Raw genomic sequence first — 11,784 nt, forward strand, 5'->3', positions numbered from 1 at the left:
CAACCTAGTCTGCGGCGCTTGCCCCAAGCAGACGTTACTTGCTCGGTACGGCCTTCAAATAGGCTGAGATCGCTTCGATATCGGACTGCGGCAGATGGGCGATGTTCTGCTGCACGTCGACCATCTGGCCGCCGGCGGAGTCGAAATCGGGGGTGAAGCCGGTCTGCAGGTAGTTGGTTATGTCGGCCTCGCTCCAGGAGCCGACGCTCTTCGAGCCCGGCGTGATATCGGGTATGCGGCCCTTGCCTTCCGGGTTCGGCGCGCCGGCGAGCCACTGGTCGCGAACGAAGCCGCCGAGGAAATCGCGCGGGGTATGGCATTCGCCACAATGGCCGAGGCCTTCGACCAGATACTGGCCGCGCTTGAGCTTTTCGTCGGCGTTAACGAGCACGACGCGCGGCTGCTCGTTGAAATAGAGTAGCTTCCAGCCGCCCAGCGCCAGCCGGATGTTGAAGGGAAACGGCAATTCGTGCGGCGGGGCAACGTTGCTGCTCTTCGGCAGCGTTTTCAGATAGGCGAAAAGGTCGTTGACGTCCTTGTCGCTCATGCGCGTATAGGAGCCGTAGGGGAAGGATGGGTAGAGATGCTGCCCATTGGGGCCGACGCCGCGCTTCATGGCATTGCCGAACTGGGCCAGCGTCCAGCGGCCGATGCCAGCCTGTTCATCCGGAGAAATGTTGGGCACATGGAAGGTGCCGAAGGGACTCGTCAGGGCGAGACCGCCGGTCAGCGTCAGCTTGGCATCGTCTTTCGCACCGGGCGCAGCATGACAGCTGACGCAGCCGCCAGCCCAGAACACCTTCTCGCCGTTCGCAACGTCGGGCGCGCCGAGACTGGCCCAGTGGCTTTCCGGCAGCGGATCGGGCGCCGTGACGAAATAGAAGACCGCGCCGCCGATCACGATGACGCCGATGAGACAGAGCACAAAGCGGATGAACCTGCGGACCATGCGCCGCCTCTCCTTACTATCGATATCAAGGGCATTCCCCGGCCCCGGTGCCGGAGGAGAATAAGGCGATCCGCACCGACGGCAAGGGCCGGTGCGGATAACGGGATCGTGCAGGTTCGCTCTATCGCCTAGTCCTTCTTGATGCGATAGAGCTGATGACAGCCACCGCAATTGCCGCCGAGCGTATTCAGCGCAGCGCCGACGCCGGCGGCATCGGCTGGAAGCTGGGCGAGAACGGTTTCGGCGTCGGTAGACAGCTTCGCGGCGCGTGCCTTGAAGTCATCCATGTTTTCCCAGATCTTCGGGCTTGCTTCCTCGTCGCCCGTCTCGGTGCCCGGCTTGAACTGGTCCGGGAAAGCCTTCGCCGTTGCGGCGATCGTCGTCAGTGCCGTCTTCACGGCTTCAGCATCATAGGGCTTTGTGCCCTTGGCGATGGCGGACAGCGCGCCTGCTGCGCCGCCGATCTGCTTCATCATTCCAACGCGTGCGTCATGCGTGCCGTCGGCGGCGATGACCGAACCGAGGGCAATGCCGGCGAACGCAACAGCCGCCGCAACTGTTTTCCAATTCATGATTCTCTCTCCATTGTTCTACCGGCGAAGCCGGTCGAGGGCAATTTGCACCGGGATCATGACAAAATCCATGTGGTCGCATAGTCACGTTTAGCCGGATCCTCATAAAAACAATGTGATAAGAATAGGCAGGATCACGCTGTCTTCCACCCCTGCCAGAGGCTGATCGCGGAGATGACGACCAGCAGCAGGCCGGCAAGACGGCCGATGACGGCAGTGGTGTTCGGGTTGGAAATCAGGAGATCGCGGCTGCGGCCGGCGGTCATGGCAAGCGTGCCGTAGACGGCAAGCTGCGTCAGCACGGTCATGATGCCCATGATCAGACCCTGCAGCCAGATCGGCCCGTATTCCGGCTTGATGAACTGCGGATAGACGGCGAGCACGAAGATATAGGCCTTGGGATTGACGAGGCAGGTGACCGCACCCTGCCGGAAGGCCTTCCAGGTGGAGCGAGCCGTGCCGGGGCCGACCGCCTCGACCTTGATCGAGCTCTTCATCAGGGAAATGCCGATCCAGATCATGTAGGCGACGCCGGCAAAGAGCAGCAGGTTGAAGAGCTGCGGCAGCATGGCGACCAGGATACCCACTCCCGCCGCACCATAGGCCGAATGCACCGCCCCGCCGAGCATAATGCCGCTGGTGGCGGCCAGCCCGCGTTTGGTGCCGCCCGTCAATGAGTTGGCGAGCACGAAGAGCATATCCATGCCCGGCACGATGATGATACCGAAGAGAAGAGTGAAATAGAGCCAGAGGCTTTCGTGGTAATTCATGTCAGTTGTCCATCCCTCGTTGGAGCGCGTTTTTCGCAGAGCCCGTTGAATTTCAATTCGATAGGTGGCTCTATACGAGAGACCAACTGACAGTGTATTGTCAGGAGCGTTGGAGAAAGGGCGTCAAATGCGCAAGGCCTCCAGGCTTTTCGAAATCATACAGATATTGCGGCTGGCGAAGAAGCCGATGACAGCCGCCCTTATGGCCGAAAGGCTGGAAGTGACGGTGCGCTCGATCTACCGCGATATCGCCGCGCTGCAGTCGATGCGCGTGCCGATCGAGGGCGGGCGCGGCATTGGTTACATCATGCGGCCAGGCTTCGATCTGCCGCCGCTGATGTTTTCGATCGAGGAAACGGAAGCGATCGTGCTGTCGCTGGCACTGCTGGAGCGCACCGGCGACGAAGAACTGAAGCTTGCAGCGCGGCGCGTCAATCAGAAGCTTGCCGGCGCAGTGCCGCCGCCCCTTCGACAGGCGATGGAGAACAAGGCGCTGTTTGCCTGGGGCACGATCGCCCCCGCGCCCGCAGGCGTGGACCTTGCCATCGTGCGACGGGCGATCCGCGACGAACGCAAGCTCACCCTTTCCTATCGCGACGAAATGGGACGCGCGACCGAGCGGATGATCCGCCCGATCGCGCTGATCTACTATTCGCAGACTGCCAATATCGTTGCCTGGTGCGAACTCAGGCAGGCCATCCGCAATTTCCGCGGCGACCGGGTGGAGGCCTGTGCCGAAACCGAAGTCTTCTTCAAGGGGGAAGGCGACGGCCTACGCACGCTTTGGACCGAGAGCTGGACAGAGAAGCCACTGGCGGCAAACGCCTAAGTTCAGCTCGCCAATCCCTCTCCTCCGCCCAGCAGGAACTCAGAGCGCCATGCCGCCGGAGACCTCGATGCGCTGGGCGTTGACCCAGCGGTTGGCCTCCGTCAGCAGCGAGGCGATCATCGGGCCGATATCATCGGGCACGCCGGCGCGGCCAAGCGCCGTCATCGAAGCGACCCTGCGGTTGATTTCCGGATTGTCACGCACCATGCCGCCGCTGAAATCGGTCTCGATAGCGCCTGGTGCGACCGTATTGACGGCGATGCCGCGCGCACCGAGTTCGTTGGCCATATAGCGCGTCAGGACCTCGACCGCGCCCTTGAGCGAGCCGTAGGCCGAGGAGCCTGGCAGGGCAACGCGGGCAAGGCCGCTGGAGAGATTGACGATGCGGCCGCCGTCGGCAATGACGGGCAGAAGCTTCTGCGTCAGGAAGAAGACACCCTTGAAATGGATGTTGTAGAGCTTGTCCATTTCCTCCTCGGTCGTTTCAAGGATCGAGGCGTGGTAACTGGTGCCGGCATTGTTGACGAGAAAGTTGAAGTGCTCGCGGCTCCAGCCCTTCAGCGCCGAGCGGACATTGTCCACGAAAGCGTCGAAGGCCGCGACATTGCCGGTGTCGAGCTGCAGGGCGGCCGCCTTGCGGCCGAGCGCTTCAACCTCCGCAACGACCTTATCGGCTTCGGCGCGCTTGGAATTGTAAGTGAAGATCACGTCAACGCCATCACGGGCGAGGCTGACGACGGTGTTGCGGCCTAGGCCGCGGCTGCCGCCGGTGACGATTGCGATCTTGGAATTTGCATTCTGGTCGGTCATCTCGGTTACTCCTTGTTGGATGACCGGAATCTAGGTCCTGACACCCCTTTTCTCGAATGCCGAAAGCCTCGAACTTCTTGCCTATTCCTCCAGATAGGTTGTCGCCTCCGCTCCACGGAGTAAGATGGCGGGCAAAGGCCGCCACCCGGAGAATGATGATGTCCAATGAAATCAAGACCGTGCTTAACCAGTACATGGACAGCCATGGCGGCGGCGACGGGTTGTTTACAACTGCCCTGCCCGGCTTCTACCTGATGCGCGCTTCCACGCTTACCATGCCGAAGCCGGCGATCTACCGGCCGGCGCTCTGCATCATCATCGACGGCGCCAAGCAGATCATGTTCGGAGCGCGGCTCTATACCTATACAACCATGCAGGCGCTGGTTATCAGCGTAGAAATGCCGGCCTTCGGCCAGGTGATCGAGGCAAGCGTGGAACGGCCGATGATCGCGCTGACGCTGGAACTCGATGTCACCATTTTGCGCGACGTTCTTGAGGCGATGGAAACTCCGCCGAAGCCTTCGGGCGAAGGCGGTCCCGGTGTTTTTGTGCAGCAATTCGGCTCGGAATTGCAGGATTGCATCCTGCGGCTGATGCGTATGCTGAACACACCGAAATCTATCCCGATCCTGCGACAGGCGATCCTGCGCGAGATCAGCTTCTGGCTGCTGTCAGGCGAGAATGGCAGCGAGGTCTGCAAGCTGGCGCTGCCCGGCAGCCAGACGCGGCGCGTGGCAGATGCCATTCACCTGCTCCGGGATAATTTCACGGCGCCGGTGCGAGTGGAGCAGCTGGCGGCGGCAGCGAAGATGAGCCCCTCCTCCTTTCACCAGCATTTCAAGATGCTGACCTCGATGAGCCCGCTTCAATATCAGAAGCAGCTCAGGCTTCTCGAGGCAAAGCGGCTGATGGTGGCCGATGGCATCAATGCCGCCAATGCCGCCTATCAGGTGGGCTATGAAAGTGCCTCGCAGTTCAGCCGCGAATATGCCCGCATGTTCGGCACGCCGCCGAAGAAGGACGCGCTGGAGCACCGCGCGCAGCCGGCGACGGTCGCGACGGAAGTGGCTTAATACGAGAGAGTGCGGCTGTCCTCGCGGCCGAAACCGCGGATCTCCATCCGGTCCGAGTATACATCGACGATCGCGAAAGTGTTTTCGCTCTCGGTATCGACCACACCCTTGAAATTGACGAAGTGGCAGCCGCCGACCTTGCCGTAATTGCCGACGTGATTATGGCCGTTGAGATAGGCGACGACATTGTCCTGTGAAGACAGCAGTTCGACGATGCGCTCGCGGTCCCACATATCATGCTCGCAGGGTGGATGGACGGGGAAGTGATTCATGACGATCACCTTCTCGTCCGCGGCCTTCGCCTGCTCGATCTCATTTGCCAACCAGGTGAATTGCTCGTCGCTCAGCGACGCGTTCCACTCATGGGCGTTGTCGACGCCTGCGGCCAGCAGCGCCGCCAGACGCTCGCGGCCAAGCGCACGGAAGGCATGGCCTTCGGGCGGTGCGAAAGTGCTGACTTCGTTGCCATTGAGTACGATGAAGCGGAAATCGTGGCGCTGGAAGCTGTAATAGGCGGCCGGCATGCCGACCCGTTCCGCAACCTTTTCCAGATATTCCGGAGCAACACCGAAATCATGATTGCCGAGCAGGAAATGTGCTTCGTGGCGCAGCTTTTCGTAGACCGGCAGGATATCGTCGAAGCTTCTGAAATCGCGGTCGATGATATCGCCGAGCGTCATGACGAAACTCAGGTCCTCGCCATTGAAGGTCTCGATGGCAGCAGCGACCTTGGCGAGGCTGTTGGCGTAATAGCGCCCCATTTCGACCTGCGGTTCGATGGCGGCATATTGCGGGTCGGCGATGATGCCGAAGCGGAAAAGGGGAAGATCGGCTGATGACATGCGGCGTGATGTAGAGGCCGCGGGTGACAGCGATGTGACGTCGCAGCCAGCCGCGGCTTTTTGACAAAATGCCCGTGCGATGCCTCACTCTGCGGCCGAGCCCTGCTCCCGGCGACCCGCAAGGTAGGGCAATGCAAACATATAGAGGCCGCTAAACAATAGCAGGAAGAGCGGTGGTAGCGGCGAGTAGACCACGAAGGCCGGCGGAGTGCCCACCGCCATGGTGGCGAAGTTGGCAATAACAGTCACGGTGAAGATGATCGACAGCCAACGGTGAAGCTGACGGATGGACTTGTTCCAGTTCATTATTCTTCCTCCTCAAACGATCAGACGCCGGGCGTCCTGCATCAGTCGGCGCGCGCCACAACCTGCTCCAGGTTTTCGATGAAACGCTGCCAGCCGAACTTGGCGCCCTGATAGGCCTGTTCCTGATCCGGACGGAAGCCAGCCTGTTCCATGCGCAGATGGGTGCCCGATCCGGCGGGAGTCAGCGTCCAGGTGACGGTGCTTTCGAGACCGTAGGCATCCCAGGTGTAGGAGAGCGTCCTGTTCGGCTCGATCTCCAGAACCCGGCAATCGACGGAGCCCCATTCCGCGCTGAGCTTGAAGCGGTGGTCCGGAACGGGCTTGAAGTCGTTCTTCATCAGCCATTCCTGGATCAGATGCGGCTGGGTGAGCGCACGCCAGATCTTTTCCGGCGGGAAAGCAATCTCCCGTTCGACGATGACGGAGCGAATTTCAGTCGAGGTTTCGTTCATTGGTCCATCCTTTTGAGCAAATCTTCGAGATCGTCGAACCGCTTTTCCCAGAAGCTGGCCATCTCTGTCGTCCAGTCCGCCAGAGGGGCAAGCGCCTTGATCTCAACGCTGTAATGGGTTTGGCGGCCTTCGTGGCGATCGCGCACCAGACCGGCGCCCTTCAGCACCGCCAGATGCTTGGAGACAACCGGCTGAGAGACGCCGGCCCGCGCCGTCAGCGCGCCGACCGTCTTCTCGCCTTCGCGGCACAGACGCTCGAAGATCGCCCTTCGGGTTGGGTCTGAAAGCGCCCTGAAAAGCGCATCATGGGCATTCGACATGTGAATTCATACCCGTTTGACTATGGATTGATTTATAGCCAAACGGGTATGAATAAGTCAAGCGGTTTTCAAAGGTGGAATTGCTGGGCGGACCGGATTGCCGCAGAAACGAAAGCACCCGGCGCTTGTGGCGCCGGGTGCTGAAAAGCCGGATGCTCGGAAGAGCTTACTTCGTTGCCGCTTCGTAGCGCTCCAGGACGTAGTCCCAGTTGATCAGGCTGTCGACGAAGGCTTCGAGGTACTTCGGACGAGCGTTGCGGTAGTCGATGTAGTAGGAGTGCTCCCAAACGTCGACGCCGAGGATCGGGGTGGCGCCGTGAACGAGCGGGTTTTCGCCGTTCGGGGTCTTGGAAATTTCGAGCTTGCCGTTCTTGACGGAAACCCAGGCCCAGCCGGAGCCGAACTGGGTGGCGCCGGCATTGGCGAAATCGGCCTTGAACTTGTCATAGCCGCCGAGGTCGGAAGTGAAGGCAGCTTCGAGCTTGCCCGGCAGCTTGTTGCCGCCGCCGCCCTTCTTCATCCACTTCCAGAAATGGATGTGGTTGTAGTGCTGGGCAGCATTGTTGAAGAGGCCGGCATTGGTGCCGAAGGACTTCTTGACGACGTCTTCCAGGGAGAGATCGGCCAGGCCGGCTTCCGCTGCAAGCTTGTTGCCGTTGTCGACGTAAGCCTTGTGATGCTTGTCGTGGTGGAACTCCAGCGTCTCCTTCGACATGAAGGGAGCAAGGGCTTCGTAGTCATAGGGAAGTTCAGGCAATTCGAAAGCCATATCAGATCTCCTCTTGGCAATAGATTGCGTCATCGGCAGGTGAGGCGGAACATAGGAGGGGAACCACGGAGTGGCAACCGGCGAATTATCAAAAAACAACGACTTCGAGGAAAAATTGCCTCTCTCCAATGGGCTCTCTTCAAAAGCGCAAATCACAGGCAGTGCCGCGCGTTGCGGGATTTGAAACCAGGAGGACTGCAAATAGGAAATTGGCATGCAGAGGAATAAATCCCTCTCCTGGCGGCGCTCACATTCCCGTAATCGCGTCCGGAAAATGAGGCACGCTCGCGTCTCGTCATCGCGCTTAGGGGCCGCCGGCGGGATTTCAATAAAAATCTGTTAATTTCTTTCGGACGCTTTTGACAGGCGACGAATAGCGCGTCTTAGATGCAATCCAAGGCTATTGGAGTGCGTTAGCACAACCTTCGATAGGGTTTACTTAATTAGCATCGCATAAATCATTTCAGGGACTTCTGACATCAACTTCGGGGCGTGTGATGGTCATGAGCTTTTTTCGTCGTAATGAAGAACCCGTCAAGCCGGGTTTGAGAATATCCAGCCATCGCCAGATGTTGTCCGTCACCGAACAGACGGCCCTCGTGGACAAGCCGCCAGTGCAGTACAGCGTTTCGGAAGTCGATGATTTCCAGGCTTTCGGCACGGCGATCGAGGAGAACAAGCAGTCTTCCGAGGAGCTGCTGGTCAGCCTGACGTCGCTGCAGGAGCGGGTTTCCTCGCTGCTTGGCGCGCACACCCACTCGCTCAACGAAACGGGGGCGCTGAGGGCTGAATGCTCGCGTCTCGGCTCATTGCTCGACTACGAGAGCAATGCACGGCGCAAGGCCGATCAGGAAAACCAGCGACTGACGGTCGACAACAAGGAGCTGAAGCTCGACAGCAGCCAGCTTCGCGTGGAGGCCGGCACCTACCGCGAAGAACTGGTGAAGCTGCAGGGCGTGCACGAGCTGACGCGGGAAGAATTCACCGTCGTCGAGGCCCGGCTGATCGACGCCGAACGCGAGATTCGCGACAGGGCGCTGCAGTTCGACGAGGTTTCCTCACAGCTTCGCCGCACGCAGCAGGACCATGATTCCCGCAGCCGCGAATTGGCGACGACCCGCGAAAAGCTGGAGCTGGAAACCACGGCTCATCAGTTGCTCGTCGAAAGCTCGCGCCGCGAAAACAGCATTCAGCTTCGCGAGCTCGCGCGCCTCAACGAGGAGCGCAGCCACCTCAAGACCAACCTTTCGGAGCATGAGGCGCTGACACGCGGCCTGCAGTCCTCCGTCGCCAATCTGAAGCAGGATCTAGCAGCTTCCGAGGAGCGCTACCGCCGTCTCGAAGCCGAATTCGAAACGCTGGAAACCTCCTCGACGCTCGAAATCGCCAATCTGCGTACCAGGCATGAGGCGATCGGCTCCAAGGCCGAACTCGTCGAAAAGCTGCTGTCGACCGCCAACAGCCGCAACAAGATGACGGACGAAGAGCTGCAGTCCACCCGCGTCGAACTGAAGCGCAGCAAGTCCGAGCTTGCCACGGCTCTGGCGCGCCTGGAACGGATGACCGACGAGATCAACCGCGTGCGCCTCAACGGCACGGAAAGCGAAGCGGCCCGCCGCGAGCTGGCCGCCCATAGCAACGATCTGGTGATGAAGCTGCGCGAGGCCGAAAGCCACCGCAACAAGCGCGACCGCGAGATCGAAGCCTTCAAGCATGAACTCGATACGCGTCTGGATACCGACCGATACGAAATCAGCCAGCTCCGGACGAGCCTGGAAATCGCCAAGTCGGAAATCCGCCAGCTCCGCGCCGAACGCGCTATCCTCAGCGGCCAGCTCGAAGTGGCGCGCGGCGATCGCCCGAGCCTCGCAGACGCCCTGCCCGTCGAAGCGCCTGCGAAGGAAGAGGTCCGCATGCCGACTGCCACCTTCGCTCCGATGATCGATATTTCCAACAAGTCGCTGCGCAACGGCATGATCGCCGGCTCCGTCAATGACGAACTCTCCGCCATCGAAGCCAATCTGCGCACGCCGCCGGCAGAGTGATCGAGACTTTCTTCGACGGGAAGAGAACTTTCCGCCGAAGGCAAAAGCAGCACCCCTGACAGCCCTCCGCCATGCAGCCCGGAACCGGAGCCTGCCTTCATGAGTTTGAAGGCAGGGTCTGGAGGAGGCGCTCACATGGAACATGTTCAAAATCGGCCTGAGGATCAGCAGAAAATCTATCAGCGCTGGGCACCGGTCTATGACCGGGTCTATCGCGGTCTCCTGCGCGACGGGCATCGCACGCTGGCGCGGCTTGCCGCTGATGCCGGTACTGACATTCTGGAAATCGGCGTCGGCACCGGACTGGTGCTCTCTCATTATCCGCGCCGCTCCCGGGTGACGGGCATCGACATTTCCGAGCATATGATTGCCAGGGCGCGGGAAAAAGTCATCCGGCAGAAGCTTTTCCATGTCCGGCAATTGCAGGTGATGGATGCCCACGCGCTGGCCTTCGAGGACCGGTCCTTTGATGCGGTCTGCCTGCCCTTCGTCATCACGCTCATCCCCGAGCCGGAACGGGCGCTCAATGAATGCGCCCGTGTTCTGCGGTCGGGCGGCGAGATCATCCTGGCCAGCAAGCTCGGCGACGGCGCCGGGCTGCAGGGTGCGATCGAGGAAGCCGTGGCGCCGCTCGCCCGGCGCATCGGCTGGAGCTCCGCCTTCCGGATCCGGAGAATCACCAACTGGGCACGCGAGAGTGGTTTCGATGCCATTGAAATATTGCCGGTTTTCCCGAACGGCTTCTTCAAGGTCGTTCGCCTCAAACGGCGCGCACAGGATGCTTGAGATGGAACTTTTTTCGTCCCAATGCGTGTCGCGATCTTTCAGATTCGCTTCCACGCTTTAGGTCTTTGTTTTCTGCATGTCGCAATCGCAAAACCGCAGCATAGTTTGCGCAACGTGCTTCAAGCGTGTTTTCAGTCGGGCTTTCGCTCGCCGGGGATCTTGATGACCACGGATTTCTTCCTCTTCATCGTCGTAGGTTTCTGCGCGCAGATCATCGATGGCGCGCTCGGCATGGCCTTCGGCGTGCTCTCCACGACCAGCCTGCTGGCGCTCGGCGTGCCGGTCGCCAATGCCAGCGCGATGACGCATGTGACGGAGATGTTCACGACGGCCGCATCGGGCATTTCCCATGCCTGGCACCGGAATGTCGACTGGAAGCTCGTGGCGCGGCTCGCACCCGCCGGCATGATCGGCGGGGCGGTCGGCGCCTTCCTGCTTGCAAACGTCGAAGGCAAGATGATCGAGCCTTTTGTCTCGGCCTATCTGATCGCCATCGGACTTATCATTCTCTGGAAGGCTTTCCACCCGACGCCCAAACGTAACGTGCATGATTGGATGGTGCCACCCGTCGGGCTCTGCGGCGGCGTGCTCGATGCCATCGGCGGCGGCGGATGGGGACCGATCGTCACCAGTTCGCTCGTCGGCCGCGGTCACGATCCGAAGCGGGTGATCGGCTCGACCAACTTCACCGAATTCGCGGTGACGCTGATCATCTCGATCACTTTCGTCCTGACGCTCGGCTGGTCGGAACTCGGCTCGGCGGTGGGCCTGATCATCGGCGGGGTGATCGCTGCCCCCTTCGGCGCGATCCTCGTCAAGCGGCTGCCGGTGAAACCGCTGATGATCGCGGTTTCGATCATCATCATCGCGACGTCGGCGATCCGGTTCTTCTAAGCGGTGTTGCGGCCGAAATAGACGTCGACGGCTGCTATCCTGTCGCCGTCGAAACGGAAGCTCTCGATGTTTCGGAACGCTTTGCCGTCGGTCATCTCCGCCCGGTAGCGCACGACAGCCTCATCGCCACGGACCACCAGGAATTCGATATCGAAGGCATTCAGCTCCGGCTCGTTCGGCCAGCAGCGCTCGAAATAGCTGGCTCGGTCGATATGATCATCCTGCGGGCTGGAGAAGGTGAAGTCCTCCGTCAGCATCGCGCCGACGATATCCTTCCGACGATCCAGATAGGCTGTATAGAGATTGCGCAGCATTTTCGCGCGGTCCTCATCTCTGTCGCTCATGACTGCTCCTCCTTTGGAATTCT

At 60.4% G+C, this 11,784-nt stretch carries 15 protein-coding genes; 5 read left to right on the forward strand and 10 right to left on the reverse strand.

What is annotated here, in order from left to right; translation table 11 throughout:
* Positions 1 to 34: 34 nt before the first annotated feature.
* The 3 genes from AC1DUP_RS17255 to AC1DUP_RS17265 form a co-directional block, all read right to left on the reverse strand.
* On the reverse strand, positions 35 to 949 hold the full coding sequence (locus AC1DUP_RS17255; RefSeq protein ID WP_477833344.1) for a cytochrome c: 915 nt from the start codon (positions 947 to 949) through the stop codon (positions 35 to 37).
* Between the two features lie 128 nt (positions 950 to 1,077).
* Positions 1,078 to 1,521 carry a cytochrome c gene (locus AC1DUP_RS17260; protein WP_113311751.1) on the reverse strand — a complete coding sequence of 148 codons (444 nt, stop codon included), beginning with the start codon at positions 1,519 to 1,521 and terminating at the stop codon, positions 1,078 to 1,080.
* A 134-nt stretch (positions 1,522 to 1,655) separates the two neighbouring features.
* Positions 1,656 to 2,291: a LysE family translocator gene (locus AC1DUP_RS17265; RefSeq protein ID WP_113300283.1), complete on the reverse strand. Its 636-nt coding sequence runs from the start codon at positions 2,289 to 2,291 to the stop codon at positions 1,656 to 1,658.
* Between the two features lie 127 nt (positions 2,292 to 2,418).
* Here AC1DUP_RS17265 and AC1DUP_RS17270 point away from each other — a divergent pair, with 127 nt between their 5' ends.
* Positions 2,419 to 3,120, forward strand: a complete 702-nt coding sequence (locus tag AC1DUP_RS17270) for a helix-turn-helix transcriptional regulator (protein WP_113311720.1) — start codon at positions 2,419 to 2,421, stop codon at positions 3,118 to 3,120.
* A gap of 39 nt (positions 3,121 to 3,159) precedes the next feature.
* Here the strand turns inward: AC1DUP_RS17270 and AC1DUP_RS17275 are convergent, their stop codons facing one another.
* Positions 3,160 to 3,930 (reverse strand): SDR family NAD(P)-dependent oxidoreductase, encoded by a 771-nt coding sequence (locus AC1DUP_RS17275; protein WP_477833347.1) that lies wholly within the window; start codon positions 3,928 to 3,930, stop codon positions 3,160 to 3,162.
* Positions 3,931 to 4,088: 158 nt separating this feature from the next.
* Between AC1DUP_RS17275 and AC1DUP_RS17280 the strand changes: the two genes are divergently transcribed.
* Positions 4,089 to 5,003, forward strand: a complete 915-nt coding sequence (locus tag AC1DUP_RS17280) for an AraC family transcriptional regulator (RefSeq protein WP_113311718.1) — start codon at positions 4,089 to 4,091, stop codon at positions 5,001 to 5,003.
* Here the strand turns inward: AC1DUP_RS17280 and AC1DUP_RS17285 are convergent.
* The 5 genes from AC1DUP_RS17285 to AC1DUP_RS17305 all read right to left on the reverse strand — a co-directional run bounded on the left by AC1DUP_RS17285 (position 5,000) and on the right by AC1DUP_RS17305 (position 7,692).
* Positions 5,000 to 5,845: a metallophosphoesterase gene (locus AC1DUP_RS17285; protein WP_477833349.1), complete on the reverse strand. Its 846-nt coding sequence runs from the start codon at positions 5,843 to 5,845 to the stop codon at positions 5,000 to 5,002. The genes AC1DUP_RS17280 and AC1DUP_RS17285 overlap by 4 nt on opposite strands.
* A gap of 84 nt (positions 5,846 to 5,929) precedes the next feature.
* Positions 5,930 to 6,151, reverse strand: a complete 222-nt coding sequence (locus tag AC1DUP_RS17290) for a hypothetical protein (RefSeq protein WP_477833351.1) — start codon at positions 6,149 to 6,151, stop codon at positions 5,930 to 5,932.
* A 41-nt stretch (positions 6,152 to 6,192) separates the two neighbouring features.
* The gene (locus tag AC1DUP_RS17295; RefSeq protein WP_477833353.1) at positions 6,193 to 6,603 is read right to left on the reverse strand and encodes an SRPBCC family protein; all 411 of its coding nucleotides are present in this window, start codon (positions 6,601 to 6,603) and stop codon (positions 6,193 to 6,195) included.
* Positions 6,600 to 6,923, reverse strand: a complete 324-nt coding sequence (locus tag AC1DUP_RS17300; RefSeq protein WP_113300275.1) for a metalloregulator ArsR/SmtB family transcription factor — start codon at positions 6,921 to 6,923, stop codon at positions 6,600 to 6,602. The genes AC1DUP_RS17295 and AC1DUP_RS17300 overlap by 4 nt, the downstream gene beginning before the upstream one ends.
* Positions 6,924 to 7,089: 166 nt before the next feature.
* A complete protein-coding gene (locus tag AC1DUP_RS17305) occupies positions 7,090 to 7,692 on the reverse strand; it encodes a superoxide dismutase (RefSeq protein WP_113300274.1) in 603 nt (200 codons plus the stop codon).
* 503 nt (positions 7,693 to 8,195) lie between these two features.
* Between AC1DUP_RS17305 and AC1DUP_RS17310 the strand changes: the two genes are divergently transcribed.
* From AC1DUP_RS17310 to AC1DUP_RS17320, 3 genes are all read left to right on the forward strand, one after another.
* The gene (locus AC1DUP_RS17310; RefSeq protein WP_477833356.1) at positions 8,196 to 9,737 is read left to right on the forward strand and encodes a hypothetical protein; all 1,542 of its coding nucleotides are present in this window, start codon (positions 8,196 to 8,198) and stop codon (positions 9,735 to 9,737) included.
* Between the two features lie 135 nt (positions 9,738 to 9,872).
* Positions 9,873 to 10,523, forward strand: a complete 651-nt coding sequence (locus AC1DUP_RS17315) for a class I SAM-dependent methyltransferase (RefSeq protein WP_113300272.1) — start codon at positions 9,873 to 9,875, stop codon at positions 10,521 to 10,523.
* Between the two features lie 162 nt (positions 10,524 to 10,685).
* Positions 10,686 to 11,417: a sulfite exporter TauE/SafE family protein gene (locus AC1DUP_RS17320; RefSeq protein WP_113300271.1), complete on the forward strand. Its 732-nt coding sequence runs from the start codon at positions 10,686 to 10,688 to the stop codon at positions 11,415 to 11,417.
* Here the strand turns inward: AC1DUP_RS17320 and AC1DUP_RS17325 are convergent.
* On the reverse strand, positions 11,414 to 11,761 hold the full coding sequence (locus AC1DUP_RS17325) for a nuclear transport factor 2 family protein (protein WP_477833359.1): 348 nt from the start codon (positions 11,759 to 11,761) through the stop codon (positions 11,414 to 11,416). The genes AC1DUP_RS17320 and AC1DUP_RS17325 overlap by 4 nt on opposite strands.
* Between the last annotated feature and the right edge of the window lie 23 nt (positions 11,762 to 11,784).

Source organism: Rhizobium sp. 01L419, from assembly GCF_056400025.1.